General features: G+C 46.4%; 17 protein-coding genes. 12 read left to right on the forward strand and 5 right to left on the reverse strand.

Annotated features, from left to right (window positions below; genetic code table 11):
* The first annotated feature begins 31 nt into the window (after positions 1–31).
* The 4 genes from BN1080_RS04725 (at position 32) to BN1080_RS04740 (ending at position 3,584) form a co-directional block, all read left to right on the forward strand.
* The gene (locus BN1080_RS04725; RefSeq protein ID WP_052650791.1) at positions 32–892 is read left to right on the forward strand and encodes a DMT family transporter; all 861 of its coding nucleotides are present in this window, start codon (positions 32–34) and stop codon (positions 890–892) included.
* On the forward strand, positions 889–1,800 hold the full coding sequence (locus tag BN1080_RS04730; protein WP_052650792.1) for an aminopeptidase: 912 nt from the start codon (positions 889–891) through the stop codon (positions 1,798–1,800). The genes BN1080_RS04725 and BN1080_RS04730 overlap by 4 nt, the downstream gene beginning before the upstream one ends.
* 259 nt (positions 1,801–2,059) lie before the next feature.
* A complete protein-coding gene (locus tag BN1080_RS04735) occupies positions 2,060–3,121 on the forward strand; it encodes an S-layer homology domain-containing protein (protein ID WP_052650793.1) in 1,062 nt (353 codons plus the stop codon).
* An 85-nt stretch (positions 3,122–3,206) separates the two neighbouring features.
* Positions 3,207–3,584, forward strand: a complete 378-nt coding sequence (locus BN1080_RS04740; RefSeq protein ID WP_052650794.1) for a hypothetical protein — start codon at positions 3,207–3,209, stop codon at positions 3,582–3,584.
* Between the two features lie 75 nt (positions 3,585–3,659).
* On the opposite strand, the gene BN1080_RS04745 is transcribed toward BN1080_RS04740, so the two are convergent.
* The gene (locus tag BN1080_RS04745; RefSeq protein WP_324607151.1) at positions 3,660–4,349 is read right to left on the reverse strand and encodes an SDR family NAD(P)-dependent oxidoreductase; all 690 of its coding nucleotides are present in this window, start codon (positions 4,347–4,349) and stop codon (positions 3,660–3,662) included.
* Positions 4,350–4,571: 222 nt separating this feature from the next.
* Between BN1080_RS04745 and BN1080_RS04750 the strand changes: the two genes are divergently transcribed.
* From BN1080_RS04750 to BN1080_RS04785, 8 genes are all read left to right on the forward strand, one after another.
* Positions 4,572–4,781: a hypothetical protein gene (locus BN1080_RS04750; protein WP_052650795.1), complete on the forward strand. Its 210-nt coding sequence runs from the start codon at positions 4,572–4,574 to the stop codon at positions 4,779–4,781.
* A gap of 235 nt (positions 4,782–5,016) precedes the next feature.
* Positions 5,017–5,838: a transporter substrate-binding domain-containing protein gene (locus tag BN1080_RS04755; protein WP_052650796.1), complete on the forward strand. Its 822-nt coding sequence runs from the start codon at positions 5,017–5,019 to the stop codon at positions 5,836–5,838.
* A gap of 93 nt (positions 5,839–5,931) precedes the next feature.
* Positions 5,932–6,588 (forward strand): amino acid ABC transporter permease, encoded by a 657-nt coding sequence (locus BN1080_RS04760; protein ID WP_052650797.1) that lies wholly within the window; start codon positions 5,932–5,934, stop codon positions 6,586–6,588.
* On the forward strand, positions 6,585–7,307 hold the full coding sequence (locus BN1080_RS04765; RefSeq protein WP_052650798.1) for an amino acid ABC transporter ATP-binding protein: 723 nt from the start codon (positions 6,585–6,587) through the stop codon (positions 7,305–7,307). Before BN1080_RS04760 ends, BN1080_RS04765 begins: the two co-directional genes overlap by 4 nt.
* Before the next feature lie 165 nt (positions 7,308–7,472).
* A complete protein-coding gene (locus BN1080_RS04770; protein ID WP_052650799.1) occupies positions 7,473–7,805 on the forward strand; it encodes a hypothetical protein in 333 nt (110 codons plus the stop codon).
* Positions 7,806–7,984: 179 nt separating this feature from the next.
* Positions 7,985–8,527, forward strand: coding sequence for a DUF2179 domain-containing protein (locus BN1080_RS04775; protein ID WP_110925574.1), 543 nt, complete (start codon positions 7,985–7,987; stop codon positions 8,525–8,527).
* Between the two features lie 418 nt (positions 8,528–8,945).
* A complete protein-coding gene (locus tag BN1080_RS04780) occupies positions 8,946–11,321 on the forward strand; it encodes a UvrD-helicase domain-containing protein (RefSeq protein WP_234398930.1) in 2,376 nt (791 codons plus the stop codon).
* A gap of 485 nt (positions 11,322–11,806) precedes the next feature.
* Complete coding sequence (locus BN1080_RS04785) at positions 11,807–13,258, forward strand: amidase family protein (protein WP_052650800.1); 1,452 nt, start codon at positions 11,807–11,809, stop codon at positions 13,256–13,258.
* Between the two features lie 51 nt (positions 13,259–13,309).
* Here BN1080_RS04785 and BN1080_RS04790 read toward each other — a convergent pair whose 3' ends face one another.
* The 4 genes from BN1080_RS04790 to BN1080_RS04805 form a co-directional block, all read right to left on the reverse strand.
* Positions 13,310–14,134, reverse strand: coding sequence for an aldo/keto reductase (locus BN1080_RS04790; RefSeq protein WP_052650801.1), 825 nt, complete (start codon positions 14,132–14,134; stop codon positions 13,310–13,312).
* Positions 14,135–14,291: 157 nt separating this feature from the next.
* Positions 14,292–14,690: a DUF2512 family protein gene (locus BN1080_RS04795; protein ID WP_052650802.1), complete on the reverse strand. Its 399-nt coding sequence runs from the start codon at positions 14,688–14,690 to the stop codon at positions 14,292–14,294.
* Positions 14,691–14,790: 100 nt separating this feature from the next.
* Positions 14,791–15,633 carry an ABC transporter permease gene (locus tag BN1080_RS04800; RefSeq protein ID WP_052650803.1) on the reverse strand — a complete coding sequence of 281 codons (843 nt, stop codon included), beginning with the start codon at positions 15,631–15,633 and terminating at the stop codon, positions 14,791–14,793.
* Between the two features lie 15 nt (positions 15,634–15,648).
* Positions 15,649–16,626 (reverse strand): ATP-binding cassette domain-containing protein, encoded by a 978-nt coding sequence (locus BN1080_RS04805; RefSeq protein ID WP_052650804.1) that lies wholly within the window; start codon positions 16,624–16,626, stop codon positions 15,649–15,651.
* Positions 16,627–16,859: the final 233 nt, after the last annotated feature.

Consider the following 16,859-nt stretch of genomic DNA (forward strand, 5'->3'; position numbering starts at 1 on the left):
GTGCCGGATCTTTTTTGGTAGGAGGAGTTAGATGCCAATAATCGCTTTGCTGAGTTTGAGTTTGTTGTGGGGTTCCACTTTCTATTTGACGAAGATGCTGCTGCCCGATTTCCATCCTGTATCAATTGTCTTTTTTAGATGTCTATTTGGCGGTCTTGCTTTGCTTCCTTTTTTCATATGGCAAAAAAGAAAAGATGAATTTAAAAGAGTTCCCCTGCTGATTTTTATTTCCCTTATCAGTGCAGGTGTTCCATGGACTTTCATGAGTATCAGTATGGGTGGACTTGATACCACCGTGAGTTCTGTTTTGAATGCTACTGGACCGATTTTTGGGATTTTGCTGAGCAGCCTGGTTTTTAAAGTAAAGGTGAGCAGGCAAGAAGTTTTAAGTGTAATGATTGGCTTCGCCGGCATTGCCATTGCTTTTCTTATCGGTTCCGAAGAAGCGATCGATTTTCAAATGAGCAGTGCAATGCTCTTATTATTTTCGGTTAATATGTATGCGCTATCAGCTGTTTTGGCAGGGAAATATTTAAAGGGATACTCTGTTGTCACCATTTCCTTTGTTGCGATGGCGGTTGGGACCGTTTTCACTAGTTTTTTTATGCTTTCAATAGACCCGTCAAGCTATAAAGGCCTATTCAATTCGACAAATTTAATGCTCTTTTTCATATTAGGGGTTTTCAATTCAGGTCTCGGCAATATTCTTTTTTATTATTTAGTCAAAAATGGCGGGGCGGTTTTCGCTCTGCTGATTACTTATTTGATGCCTTTCACTACGTTGATTTTAGGTGTATTCCTGTTACATGAACCACTTGGCGGAGGAACGCTTATCGCATTGTTTTTTGTGTTGGGTGGACTATATCTTTCAAAAAGGGGCAAACGAACATGACGGATTTTAATACGACAGTTAAAAAGTTGATGAACGGTAATTTTTCATTGAACAAGAAAAGCTCGATATTGGTGCTGGCTGACCAAAGTACGATGTCTCTAGGCATTAAATTTGCCGAGGCGTTGAAAAAAGATGAATGGAATATCGAAATTCATATTATGGAAGATCGAACGAAATCGGGTGAAGAACCTCCAGAGGAAACGGCAAATCTCATGTTGAATTTTGATGCGGTATTTTGTCTGACCAAACATTCCTTAACGCATACAGTCGCCAGAAAAACAGCAAATGCAAAAGGAATCAGCGTCATCACGATGCCAGGCATAACGGAAGATATGTTTTTAAACGGGGCGATGAGTGCCGATTACAGCAAGGTGGAAAAAGAGACGATAGATATGACGGAAAAATTAACAAAAGCTGGATCTTTGTCTATCCAGACGGGCAACGGACTGAGGCTGAAAATTGAAATGGATGGCCGCGATGGGGTGCCGAGTACCGGCGTATTTAAAGAAAAAGGCGCTTCCGGCAACCTTCCTTCAGGGGAGGCATATATTGCTCCAGTAGAAGGGAAGTCGGAAGGGGAAATTGAAATCAATGGCTCTATAGCTGGAATAGGCTTGGTGCAGGAACCTATCATACTGACCATTGACAAAGGGCGTCTGATAAAAGCGACCGGTGAACAAGGAGGAAAGTTGCTGGAACTGCTGGGAGATGGCGATGGCCGTCTTCTTTGTGAACTTGGCATCGGAACGAATCATGCCGCTCGTGTCATTGGAAATATCCTCGAAGATGAAAAAGCCTATAATACGATTCATGTCGCATTCGGCTCCAACCACACGTTTGGCGGAGTGATCAAAACAAACGTCCATATTGATTGTGTGACACGAAATCCTAAACTGGATTGGGTATAAGAATATTGCTTCAATAATCAAAGAGAAACCCATGACTCTGCCCTAAAGTTAAGCAATCAGAGTCATGGGTTTTTCCAGTTTAGGTTAGCGATTGCACAAGGTCTTTTGATAGTTTACTTTCATTCCATTTCTTAAAAAATACTAAGAAAGAATTCTGTGATTGATGTTTTCTGAATTTTTAATAAATATTATAGATTTTACTAACTTTCGCTTGTAGAATGGAACTAACAACCAATCGATCCAGTAAAGGAGTGGCGCTATGAAAAAGCTCTTGTCTCTCGTTATCGTTTTGCTTTCTTTATTCCTGGCTTTGCCTGCAGCGGCAGCGGCTCCCGACTTGCCGAAATCGCATGCATTCTATGATGAAATGACGTATTTAATGGAAAAAGGCGTCGTCAGCGGTTATTCGGACGGCACCGTGAAGCCGGATACGGAAGTGACGCGGGCGCAGGCGGCAGTCATGATCGGCCGCTTGAAAGGCTTTAGCGGTGCGAAGCAGGCGACACCGTTCAACGATGTGCCGAGCACCCATTATGCGAGCGGCTATATTGCAGAAGCGGCAAAAGCGGGCTATTTGAAAGGCTACGGGGACGGCACGTTCCGTCCGAACGCGCCCATTATCCGCGGAGACATGGCCATGATCGTCGAGCGGGTCTTTGATCTGGCGTTCACGTTCAATTCTTCTTTCAAAGACGTCGGGCCAAATGCAGTCTATTCCGAAGCGATCCGCAAGATCCTGGCCGCCAACATTACGATCGGCTATCCGGACAATACCTTCCGTCCGCGCCAAGCGGTCACGCGAGGCCAATTTTCTGCGTTTCTCGCACGGGCACTTGAACCGAAATTTAAAAACGATGCGGCGATTCCCGATTCCTATATGAAAGACAAAACGAAAACCTATACGTACCAAATGTCTGACGGCACGACCGCGGTCCATCGTTTTCAGAATGTGCCGAACCGCGACGGCCTCGTTTACGGGTTTATGTGGACAGCACAGATCGACGGTGGTTCCTACGAATACCTGGAGCTCGAAAACTACAACATCTTTGCATTCGGCTATCCGTATTCCGAATACGACGTTGCCCTCGCTTACCCGGTTCGCGTCGGCAAAACTTTTGATACTGGACTCGGCGATGAAATCATTAAAAACACCATTACCGGAGTGAATAAAACCGTTGTCACCAAGTACCGGACTTTCAAGAATGCAACAGAAGTGATGACGCAAAATGGCCTGAGATACTATATGGTCGAAGGCTATGGAACCGTCAAATCGGTCAACGCACAAGGCCGCGTGGAATTGGAGCTCGTGAATGTGCGGTAAGGGTTTATAGATGCAAAAGAGTCCAGCTTCGGCAGTTGCGCGGAGCTGGACTCTTTTGTATGGTGAAGATACAGGAGGTGAGGAGATGTTCGGAAAGAATAATTTGGTGCTCGTGTTGGAGGATTACGACTTGTCGTTCAGTGTACGGCTCATGGACCGGGACGGGCTCGTCTACAGCGACAACCGTTTCATGGAGAAGCCGTCGCTGTCAAAAATCCGTTCATTGGTCAGCGCACTCACACAGATTTTCGGCAACTTCAACCGCGTCACCTACAGCAAGAACTTTCAAAAGGTCTGGGACCACGAAGCGAGGCCCGATGCTTTCGGCAAATTTCTGGCCGAAATGTTCACATCGCATGAAGCGGCTGATCCCAAATATTCGACGTGGGAACATTTCAGCGAATTCCTGACCGAGCAGGAGCGGGAAGCGAAGAACAAGCGGCTCGGGGATTTGCCTTTTTGAACAGCTCAAATGAAAAAAGCAGCCAGCATCATGGATTCGCTGGCTGCTTGAACAGTTTGTTTCGTTCATTCGTTTTTACAGCGCAGCCATCCCGCCGTCAATGCGGTACTGCGAGCCGGTGATAAATGTGCTTTCGTCTGATACCAGGAAGACAACCAGGCTTGCAATATCGCTGGACTCGCCGTAGCGGCCAAGCGGAATGCTTTTCGCCATCGTCGCTTCGTCTGCGCCGAGTCCGGTTTCAAGCGACCGCATCATCCGGGTGTTGACTGGAGAAGGGTGGATCGAATTGACGCGGATGCCGTGCGGTGCGCTTTCGACAGCGGCCGCTTTCGTCAGTCCGACCACGGCATGCTTCGATGTGATGTACGGCGAAACGTTTGGGGAGCCGCCGAGCCCCGCGACCGAGGATGTATTGATGATGCTGCCGGATTTTTGTGCCGTCATGACCGGCAGGATGTGTTTCAAACCGAGAAATACGCCGCGAACGTTTACTGAAATGACTTGGTCAAAATCTTCTACTTTCTGTTCAGTAATCGGCGCGACTTTTCCTTCGATGCCGGCATTGTTAAAGAAGATATCGATTTTATTGAACGATTCGAGCGCTTTTGCGACATAGTTTTTCACGTCTTCTTCTTTCGAAACATCGGCTTGGACCGTTAAGACATTTTCGCCTAATTCACTTTTCGCGTCCGCTAAAGCGTCTTCAAAAAGATCGACCAATACAACAGAAGCCCCTTCGTCTAAAAAGCGCTTGGCTGTCACTTTGCCGATGCCGCCAGCACCCCCCCGGTAATCACTGCTACTTTATTCTCCAATCTTCCCATGGATCATCCCTCCTCTGATTTGTCGGAATTCATAAAAAATATGTACTCCGTCTTTCATTCTATCCCTTTCATTTATTTATTCAAATGGAAAGCCTGCGGGATGCGTTTTTAACTTGCCAGCCCGGGTAAAGAAGTAAAAACGTGCGAGGAGGAATCCGATATGGCTGAACACGGAGAATCAGGCATCGACAAATTTGCGAAGAAGGCGAAGCAAATGGTTCGGGGCGATAAAGATCCGGATGCGTTGACGGATAAAAATTTCCAGAATGCACCGGATGAAGGGTCGGAAGACGTGCCGACAGAAGACAAGATCATTGAAGACCACCGCACCGGGGAAAAGACTTTTGTGAAGAATGAAACGAAACGATAGGCTCTCCACAATAATAATTGAGAAGCATGGACCGATGGAGGTTCATGCTTTTTTAGCGCAAAAACCGCTAGCAAAAGATAGGCTTGACGGAATCCCGTTCGATTGATAATATTTTAATAATTAAAAATTTTCATTTAATATAGTAATTTCGTCTTTCTTTTAGACGGTTTTGCAAGGGATTAAGTAATGGTTTTAATGGGTGGGAGAAATGTATAGAGATAAAGGGGGAAAACAAATGAAGAAAAGGTCGATGATCAGTTTCGTATTGATGGGCGCACTTTCGCTCGCACTGGCGGGATGTGGGGAAGAGGACACGGCAAATGGCAGTTCAGGGGATTCCGGCGGCGAGAAAGAAAAGCTGCGCCTGGTCACAGACGGCGCGTATGCTCCAATGGAATACTTGGACAACGGTGAAATTACGGGCTTTGGGATTGACTTCGCAGAAGCGGTGGTGGAAGAAGCCGGCTATGAAGCGGATATTGAAGTCATCGGCTGGGAACCGATTTTTGTGGAGATTGAAGGGAAAACAGCAGACCTTGCCGTATCGTCCATCACAATTAATGATGAACGGAAGGAAACGTACGATTTCTCCGTTCCTTACTACTTGTCTACGAACATGATCATGGTGCCGGAAGACAGTGACGTACAAAGCGGCGAAGATTTGAAAGGCAAGAAAATCGCGGTGTTGAACGGTTCGACTGGCCAGGAAGCGGCTGAGACGATTGCCGGTGAAAACAGCACCGACGTCTTAAAATTCGCGGACAATAACTTGGCGATCCAGGAACTTTTAGCTGGAGGAGCGGATGCTGTAATTGCCGACAATACGATTGTTGAATATTATACGCAAATGAACCCTGAGCAGAAGCTGAAAGTCGTTCCGGACGACGATTTTGCGGAGGAGTTCTACGGCATTCTGTTCCCGAAAGGCAGCGAGCTGAAAGCGGATTTCGACGAAGCGATCAAAGCCATTATCGATAATGGCACCTATACGGAAATCTATCAGGAATGGTTCGGCAATGAACCGGATCTTGAAGCCTTAAAAGCGCAGCAAGAATAGAAACGCTCCAATTGCGCAGCTCCGATTGCCGGTGTTGCGCAATTTTTGTCAGGAAGTTTTGCAGGCGCGGAATAAAGAAAGAGAGGGCGATTTATGGATTTTCGGATGGATTTGATCATCGATTACATGCCTTTTTTCCTGAAAGGCGCACTATACACGATTGGCGTTTCACTTGTCGGCATCTTGCTTGGCACCATTTTAGGGCTTTTAATCGGCATGGGGAAAATCATGCGCAACAAATTGCTGGCGCTGCCATTTATCCTCTATATCACCTTTTTTAGAGGGACGCCGTTATTCGTTCAAATCTTATTGATTCACTTCGGGTTGATCCCGCTCGTTCTCGGACAGACCAATGCCATTGTCGCCGGAATTGTGGCGTTGACGCTGAACGCGGCCGCCTATATCGCTGAGATTTTCCGTGCGGGCATCCAGTCGATCGACCGGGGCCAAATGGAAGCGGCGCGGTCGCTTGGGCAAACGCATGTCCAGGCGATGCGCTACGTCATTTTGCCGCAGGCGTTCAAGCGGATGGTCCCGCCGCTTGGCAATGAATTCATCGTGTTATTGAAAGATTCTTCGCTCCTCGCCGTCATCACCGTACCGGAATTGATGTACTGGGGACGCGCGTTTCAGGGGCAATATTATAAAATTTGGGAGCCTTACTTGACGGCAGCGCTCATCTACCTCATCTTGACGCTGTCGATGAGCTATCTGTTGGGCCGTTTAGAAAAGAGGTTGGCTACAGAATGATCAAAGTCGTCAATTTAAAGAAAACATTCGGAGACAACGAAGTCCTAAAAGACATTTCTGTGGATATTCAGCCGAAAGAAGTGGTCGTTGTCATCGGCCCTTCCGGTTCGGGAAAATCCACGTTCCTCCGCTGCATCAATTTGCTTGAGAGCATCACGGACGGACACGTCTACATCGAAGGCGTTGACATCACGGATAAAAAGACGAATATCAATAAAATCCGGACCGATGTCGGCATGGTGTTCCAGCAATTCAACCTGTTTCCGCATCGCACGGTTTTAGAGAATATCACGATGTCGCCGATCAAGGTGAAAAAGGAAAGCCCGAAGGTCGCGAAAGAGAAGGCCTTGGTTTTATTGAAGAAAGTCGGGCTTGTCGAAAAAGCCAATGCCTACCCGGATTCCCTGTCCGGCGGCCAAAAGCAGCGCGTCGCGATTGCACGCGCCCTAGCGCTCGAACCGCGTGTTATGCTGTTTGATGAACCGACGTCCGCACTCGACCCGGAAATGGTCGGGGAAGTGCTGGAAGTGATGAAGCAGCTCGCGCTTGAAGGCATGACGATGATCGTCGTCACGCACGAAATGGGCTTTGCCCGGGAAGTGGGCGACCGCGTCTTGTTCATGGACGGCGGCTACATCGTCGAAGAGAATGTGCCGTCTGAATTATTCGCCCGGCCGCAGCATGCACGCACAAAGTCGTTTTTGAGCAAGGTGCTGTAAACAGAAAAGCTCTTGGAGAAATCCGGGAGCTTTTGTTTTTGGATTACCAAGAAAACGTTTAACGGCAAGGAAGGATGGGAACGTAAATAAAGGATAGATAGATTTAGACGGGTTTGGTAAGCCGCTAATTCTTCCGATACTTATAGATTAAAGGAGCTGGAATCGATGAGCATGCAGCATATTGTTGCTTCTGATTTGGTGCGCGACGAATATGGAAATTACTACGAAGTCGTCGGCACACATATAGAGGGGGACACCTTGAAAGCACTTGAAGTGTCCAATCTTTATTTTGAAAAATCATTCCAAGTTCAAATGAACGATGCTTACAAGGACAAACCGGTTGGGGTTTTGGTCCAAGAGCATATGAATGCCTACATCGAAGCGATTGAAAAAAACAATCGTCCGATCTACGGAATCCGTGATTTGATGGTCAATAAGATTAAAGTCTATGCAGTTGATGTGACAAAACCGCATCCAAAACGCAACGTCACCGTCTAAGCGAATAGAGCCGCCTTCCTAACTGGGAAGGCGGTTTTTAATTTTAGAAGATATTTTACGATTATATTGGTTTCCCTGCTTTTTGCCATTTCACGTTTAACGCGCAGGCAAGCGGGAAAAGAAACATAACTAAAAAATAAGAATGGAAAATATAAACTATTCGAAAGAAGGGTTTCTAGTTGGGCTTAAATCCGATTGTATTAGTCATTGTTATTTTCATGATCAGCATTGTCTATGTCACGTTGTCGACGGTCCGCATGATTTTGATGATGAAAGGCTACCGTTATTTGGCGGCTGCCTTGTCTATCGTTGAGGTCATTATTAACATTCTCGGTCTAGGCTTGGTATTGGAGAACATTTCACAAATCCAAAACTTGATTTCCTATGCGGTCGGTTTCGGTGCCGGAATCGTGGTCGGCTCCATTATCGAAGATAAATTGACCTTGGGCTATGTGACGGCAACTGTCGTTTCGCCGGATAACTCGGATCACCTTGCCAAGCAATTGCGTGAAGAAGGCTACGGTGTCACAGATTGGGAAACCAACGGACATGAGGGGCCGCGCCGCTCGCTTCAAATCTTGACTCCGAAAAAACGGGAGCTGAAGCTCTATCAGACCATTAAGGAATTGGAGCCGCAGGCATTTGTCGTAGCGAATGATTCCAAGACGATCCATGGTGGTTTCTGGATCCGCACCGTTCGCCGCGGAAGATTATTTAATTAAAAAACCATTCTCGGTTTTAAATCGAGAATGGTTTTTTGCGTTCTTTGATGCGATTCCAGCTTTCAGTTAAATAGAAAGAACGTAGCGGACTTCCGATTGGGCGGCCCGTTTTTTGTGGCAAAGTTTATCGTTTCCTTCTTGCACTATTCCCATTTCTTTCGACATTCATTCTATTATAATCAGCACTAATTTCATTTATACTGACACTATATCAGTTTCTTCTTACTATTAAACCACGCCAGGTCAAATAAGGGGTTTAGATGACTAAGCGATAGATAAGGAACCTGCTTGATCACCAATTTAACGGTTCGATATTTTCTTCTTTTGCCGGCATTTTGAATTATCCAAGAACTTGCTATTTTATGACAATATTCATAAACTATAGGGAGAACTTGTAAATGACAAGGGGGTGCGAAGATTGAAGCTGAATGTTGAACAACGCAGGATTGTCGAACTGGAACCGTCTGGGCCGATGCTTGTAAAAGGGGTAGCAGGGTCTGGAAAAACCACGGTTGCAATCCGCCGTATCAATTTTTTAAAAGAACATTATTGCCACGAATCTGACGATAAGATTTTGATGGTCACTTACAATAAAACGCTGCTCAATTACATACGCCATCAATATGCCCGTATGGCCGATTCTGATGCTGAGTCTGGACTGCAGCTTTTCGCTTCGGACGCAGAAGTGGACATTTCCACAATTGATAGTTTAATGTACAAAGAATTTATGCGCTATCAAAATCGGCTGCACAAGAAAATAGAAATTGCACCACCCGATCAAATGCATAAGATGATGGTCCAGGCGATTCACCTGGCAAAGAAATCATATCCAGAGATAAAACTATTGTCGCCCAAAAATAGTAAGTTTCTTTTAGAAGAAGAGGAATGGATGCAAGCTTGTGCCATAAGGGAGCTGGAGACGTATCAATCGGCTGATCGGATTGGAAGAGCTTCCGGTGATGGCAGCACTCCACAGAAGCTATTAAAGAATTCAAAGCTTCGAGAAGCTATTTTTGAAGTGTGCATGCTATATAAAAATCTGTTAGAAAAAGAAAATTTAATTACTTACAAACAGATGAATTTATTGGCATTAGAAGAAATCGGGCGCAGACAAACGGGCAAATACACGCATATCCTCATTGATGAAAGCCAAGACTTGACGCGTGTCCAGCTGGAATTTCTGAAGGAGCTGTATAAGGAAAAAGAATATTCTTCGCTAATGTTTGTGGCGGATAACACGCAGAGTATTTATACACAATCATGGCTTGGGAAAGGCAGACCTTACACGACCATCGGTTATGATATGAGTGGAAAATCACGGACGTTGAGCAAGAACTACCGGACGACAACGGAAATTTCAACCGCTGCTTTTCATTTGATCGAAGCAGATGAACATATCCGCTCGAATGTCGACTTTGTCAAGCCGGCTTTAATTGATCGGCATGGCCACCCGCCAATTTACCGTTTTTTCCTTACCTCGGATCAACAACTGCAGTTTTTGATAAATGAAATCAATATCTTGAAGAATGATTATGCGTTATCAGAAATTTGCATTGTGGCGAAAGGGAACCGTTATATCGAAAATGTTGCAGTCGGTTTGGAGCAGGCGGGGATTCCTAATACAGTCCTTCAACGCAGCGAGCCGGATTTCGAGAGCGATAACGTCAAACTTGTCACGATGCATTCCATAAAAGGGCTTGAGTTCAAAGTCATTTTCTTAATTGATTTGAATAGTGGATTGATTCCGATGGAAGTATATGCAGATGAAGAGGATCAAAAAACGGTGGATTCGGATGAAAGAAAGCTGATGTATGTCGGCATGACGCGTGCAAATGAATTATTGTATATGTCCTCGGTTAAAAAGCCTTCAAAATTTATCAAGGAGATCGACCGAAAGCATCTGCGGATGAAAAAAGATGCTGCTCTTCGGCCGTTTCAATCGATCAGCATGGCAGAATATCAATTAACGAATCAGTTAGTGGATCTCCACTCCAAGGAAGAAGTCATCAGGCAATGGCTGATCCGGGAATTAAAGGAGACTTACGGCTACCCGTTAGAATTATTGGAACTGGAGTTTCCAGTCCAACAATTCTCGAAAAAAGGCTATTGCGATATAGCTGTATTGGTTTATTCCGGAGGGCAAGCCAGTCCGTATATCATTGCAGAAGTTAAGCGTTTCGGCAGTGGAACCGACGAAGCGCTAAAACAGTTGAAGTCTTATCTTGAAGCTGATGGAAGAGCGTTTTACGGCATCGCAACAGATGGGCTTGAACTTAAAATCATCGATCGAAATGGCGAAGAAGTCCAAGACTTGCCAAAATGCCGCGCGCAGTTCTTGCCGGAAACGAAAAATAAACAACAGTATTTAAACCTGAAGAATAACCGTCAATACGAATACGCCGTGGACCATGACGAAGCAGATCAAATCGAAGTGAAAGAATCGGGACAGGAAGTCATTATGCAAGTACATGAGAAAGTGAGAGTCCCTTTGCTCGGCAATGTCGCTGCTGGGATTCCGATTCTCGCAGCCGAATCCTTCGAGGCCGAAATCTATTTGCCGCGTGATTGGGTGGTTTCGCCGAACGAAACATTTGCACTCACAGTCACAGGCGACAGCATGACCGGGGCAGGCATTGAAAAGGGCGACCAAGTCATCGTCCATCAGCAAACGACAGCTTCAAGCGGTGATATTGTCATCGCTGTCATTGACCAGGAAGCAACCATGAAAAAATACATGCCGATGGGCAGCAATATTCTCTTAATGTCTGAGAACCTGCGTACGAACCCATTATGATGCGGAGCGAAGATGTGCATATTAATGGCCGGGTGATTGGAATCTTGAAAAAATAAATGAGAAGCGGATTGCATACGTGCAGTCCGCTTTTCTGTTTATTGGGTAGCCAACTTGAATGGTGTCCTCAAACTTCTATAAACTAAATAAAGCGCAGACTCATTCAGATAAACGTAAGTTGATAAGGAACTTATCTCGGAGAAGTGAATTTTAGGGAAATAAAGTAAAAATTTTTATCAACTCTTCTAATTATTGAATTTAGTTCTCATGAAAAGCCAAATACTGTCCAGAATCGCGCAAATACTGTCTAAAATCGTGCATTTACTGTCCAAAATCATGTAAATACTGTCCGTTCGAGAATAAATACTATCCACGAGGCAAAATATACCTTCAAAATAAAAATAAAGGGACAAATCTAGACTAATTTTTCTGGATATTTATATAATAGAAGAAGATTGACGATTTTATTAGGCAAAGGGGATGGCATCATGGAAAAAACAGCTTATGAAATAGAGGAAATTACCATCAGCGATATTCAGCAAGCATTCAAAAACGGCGAGCTGACTTCGGTGGAACTGGTGCAAGCATACTTGGACCGCATTGAGCAATTCGACAAGAACGGCCCGAAGATCAATTCGGTGTTGTCGATCAATCCAAATGCGCTCAAAATTGCGGCGGAGCTCGATGAAATGCGCGGGCAAGAGGGGCAAGGGCCGCTTTACGGCATTCCGGTCCTATTGAAAGACAATATCGATACCGTGGATGCGATGCCGACGACGGCTGGAACCGTTGCGCTCAAAGAAAATTTTGCGCGGAAAGATGCGTTTGTTGCGGCGCAGCTCCGGAATGCCGGAGCGATCATCTTAGGCAAAGTGAACATGAGCGAATGGGCGTATTTCATGACGGAAAATGTGCCGAGCGGCTTCAGCAACCTCAGCGGCCAAGTGTTGAATCCTTACGGTGTCGGTGTATTTGAAGCGGGAAGCGTCGGCGGCTCGAGTTCAGGGACGGGTGCAGCCATCGCTTCGAACTTTGCGGTGGTCGGCATCGGCACGGAAACATCCGGTTCGATTTTGAGTCCGTCCAGTGCCAATTCACTTGTAGGCATCAAACCGACCGTCGGCTTGATCAGCCGCACGGGCATTATCCCCATTGCTGAAAGCCAGGATACCGCTGGACCGATGGCGCGCACGGTTGCAGATGCAGCGATTACGCTTGGCGTTTTGACAGGCGTCGACGAGGAAGATCCAGCGACCTTGCTAAATGACACAAACGCATTGGCTGATTACACGCCGCATTTAAAAGCGGATGGCCTGCAAGGTGCACGTATTGGTGTGGACCGCGCATTCCTTAGCGAAATCGGAAAAGAAGAGCGCGACTTGATGGAACGCGTCGTGATTGAACTCGCGGAACTTGGCGCAGAAATAATCGATGTCGAAATTCCGCAGGTCGATGCGAGATCCGAGGTGCTTTGGTACGAATTCAAGCGCGGCGTCAATGCTTACTTGAGCAAAGTTCCAAGCGATGTGCCCGTGAAGTCTTTGGAAGACGTCATTGCGTTCAATAAGGAAAAGCCGGAAGAGCGGATGAAGTACGGCCAAGTGGAATTGGAGAAAGCACAAGCGCTGAGTGACGATCCGAAAGATCCGACATACGTCTTCCACCGTGAAACGGATATCCGGATTTCCCGCCGCGAAGGCATCGATGCCGTAATGGCGGAACACAACTTGGACGCCTTATTATTTGAAAATAACCGCGGGGCGGCACTTCCGGCTAAAGCGGGCTACCCGTCAATTACGGTGCCGGCTGGCTACACGAGCACCGGTTTGCCGCTAGGCGCAACCTTTTCGGCAAAAGCATACAGCGAACCAAGATTGATTGAACTTGCCTATTCGTATGAACAAGCGACGAAAAAGCGCAAAGCGCCGGTATTCGAATAAAACAAAACAGCCGCTGGAGGAATCGCATTCCTTCCAGCGGCTGTTTATTGTTTAGCGTACGTTCATTTCATTTGGATGAGAGCCTTTGCGGCGGTTCTTATTCAACGCATGGATCTGTTCCATTTCATCGGAAGACAACTCGAAATCGAAGACTTGGAAGTTTTCTTCGATGCGGGAAGGCGTCACGGATTTTGGAATCACGATCGTTTGGTTTTGCAGGTGCCAGCGCAGCACAACTTGTGCCGGTGATTTCTGGTGCGCTTCTGCGATTTTTTGGACGGTTTCGTCTTGCAGCACTTCGCCGCCTTGGTCAAGCGGACTCCACGCTTCAACAAAGATGTCGTGCTTTTCACAGAACGCTTTCAATTCGGTTTGAGCCAAGTACGGATGGCATTCCACTTGGTTCAACACGGGCTTCACGTCGCATTCCGAAAGCAAGCGCTCCAAATGTTCGATTTCAAAGTTGCAGACGCCGATCGCTTTAACGCGGCCGTCGTTGTACAGTTTCTCCAACGCTTTGTATGTATCCACATACTCGTCGAATTGCGGAGTCGGCCAGTGGATCAAGTACAAGTCCACGTAATCCAACCCTAAACGTTCCAAGCTTTCGTCGAAAGCACGCAACGTGTTTTCATAGCCTTGGTCGCTGTTCCAGACTTTCGTCGTGATGAACAATTCTTCGCGCGGAAGGCCAGCGTCTTTGATCGCTTTGCCGACGCCTTTTTCGTTTTGGTAAATCATTGCTGTATCGATTGAGCGGTAGCCCGCTTTCAATGCATTTGCTACTGCGGCAGTCGCTTCATCATCCGGAACCTGCCACACGCCGAAGCCAAGCTGCGGCATTTTCAAACCGTTGTTTAATGTTACGTATTCCATTGTCCATTACCCCATTTCAAAATAAATTCAAGCGCTTTATTCGTTACCCTTTTAGTGTAATGAATAATCTTTTAAAACGCATTTACTTTGACTTGCGAAATAATCAATAAAAAATGCACCTGTTCTCGCCGGATAAAGACGAGAGCAGGTGCATTTCTTATTTTGCAGCTTTGTAATCGTTATACCCAGGCATGACGCCGCGGTCCATGTACAGGTGGAAAAACCATTCGCCCGCAGCGAGAATCAAAGCGGAGACTAGGGCAGGCGCCACCATTTCTGCCATTGTGCCGCTGATCAATTGCCCAACGAACCAGATAACGAGGAACGCTAAAACAAAATCACAAACGGTCGCAATCGTATTGCGGGTGGATTGGTCATCCGGCTTGCCGGCGTTCAGGAAAATCAGCAAATCGCCCATCAAATAAGCGATCGCCGTCAATCCCAAACTGATAATTAGGGTGTCAACAAATGACACATCAAAGATCCACGTCAATACGATAAGTAAAACAGCTGTATTCATAACAAATTTAATAAGAAACGCAATCACATGATTCATTCTCAACTCTCCTCCGAAAAAAGATTTAGTTAAAGACACTCTACCCGAATTTCCAGGAAAATAAGCAGTATCTGGCATAAAGCGATTTCGGAGGCTAGCATTATTTCTTATTCCGGTACAAATACATCGTAAGCGGTGCGAAAATCGCAGCGAATAGGAGCGAAACAATCAGCACCCACATCACTTGTTCAAAGGTGGCCGTGCCGTGCATGAATCCGCGGACCGCAGTGGCTAAAATGGAAATCGGATTGATTTCCACAAATCCTTGCAGCCAAGAAGGCAATGTGCGCGGATCCACGAAAACGTTGCTGACAAAAGTCAGCGGCATCATGACCAAAAAGCTAAGCATCATTAAAGATTTTTCTGAACGGACGATTAATCCTAAGGTTGTCCAAATCCAAGAAAGGCTGAATGAAAAGATTAAAATCATTCCAATGGCCATTAGAACACCAGAAAGTCCGCCTTCCGGACGGAAGCCAAGCGCGAGTCCCAGTCCAATCATGATGAAAGAAGCCATGGAATAGCGGATGACATCGACCAAAAGAGCGCCGATCAATGCAGACGGCAGCCAGATTGGCAAGGTCCGGAAACGGTCGAAAATGCCTTTGCGGATATCGTTATTCAAATCGATCCCGGTATACATCGTAATCTGCGCAACGGTCATGACCAAAATTCCAGGTAGCAGGAACTGGAGATAATCCGCAGTCGATCCGGCAATCGCACCGCCGAACAGGTACGTGAACATTAATAAAAAGATGATCGGGAAAAGCGTCACATCGAACATTTGCTCAGGGACATGGCGGATGCGCAATAAGGCGCGGGTGGCAAATACCATAGTTGACGAAACCGCGCTCGGGCGTTTTGGTCGGCTAGTGGAAGAAATGGCGTCTTGCAACCGTTCATCTACTGTAACTTGTCTGCGAAGTTCCGTGGAGTCAATCATGTGTTCTCCTCCTCGTTACACGTTTTCTGTTTCTGCGGCTTGTCCGGTAAGAGTCAAAAAGACTTCGTCTAGGCTAGGGCGCCCGAGTGAAAAGTCACTGATGGCAATCCGTTCTTGTGCAATGTCACCTAAAGCTTCTGCAACTAATGAAGGATCGCTTACTTGAGCTGTCAGCATCGTTGGATCGGTACCGGTATGGATGCCGACCCCAAGCTTGCGCTTCAGCAATTCAATGGTCCGGCCACGGTCTTCGGCGTTTACGAGTTGGACCGTGAGCGTTCCTGTGCCGACCGAAGCTTTCAATTCGCTGCTTGTGCCTTCAGCGATGATTTTCCCTTGGTTGATCACAGCGATGCGGTCTGCCAGCTGGTCAGCTTCCTCTAAATATTGTGTGGTCAAAAGGACGGTGGTTCCTGTAGCCACTAATGTACGGATGATATCCCAAACTTGGTTGCGGCTCCGGGGATCCAGTCCGGCAGTCGGCTCGTCCAAAAATAGCAGATCGGGCGTAACCACTAAGCTTGCGGCAATATCGATGCGTCTTCTCATACCTCCAGAATAATTCTTCACTTGACGTTTCGCCGCATCTTCCAAGCCAAAAGCAGCGAGCAATTTTTTGGCGCGCGTTTTGGCTTCCCTTCGGCCATAGCCCATCAAGCCGGCCATCATCACCAGATTTTCCATTCCTGTCAAATCTTCATCCAAAGAGGCGTATTGTCCCGTCAATGAGATGCGGCTTCGGATGCGGTCTCCTTCAGTGGCGAGGTCGTATCCGAATATCCGTGCGGTTCCTGCGTCTGGCTTAGAAAGAGTCGCCAGCATGCGGATCGTTGTCGTTTTGCCTGCGCCGTTTGGCCCTAAAAATCCATAGACAGTCCCTTCCTGAATCGTTAAATCCACACCATCGACGGCCCGGTGCTTCCCAAATACTTTCACGAGCCCTTTCGCTTCAATGGCCCATGATGTTGTTTCCCTCGTCCGATTTGCATCCACTAAAATCCTCACCTTTCGTTTGGATTATTGTGCAGCTCTTGAAAAGAGTATACTCCCATTTGAAGAAAAATAAAAGAACAAATGTTCTGTTTTTTCGATTTTCTTTTATTTAATTATCCTTTTATGCTATAATCATCTCAACTAAGCGACAGAAAGGCTGATGGGTGGACAATGCGTAACTAATCTTATTTTCTTCATTTGAAATGGATATTTCAAATCACGTGAAATAGGAT

The sequence above is a fragment of the Planococcus massiliensis genome, from assembly GCF_000821325.1.
GTDB classification, from domain to species: Bacteria; Bacillota; Bacilli; order Bacillales_A; family Planococcaceae; genus Planococcus; species Planococcus ruber.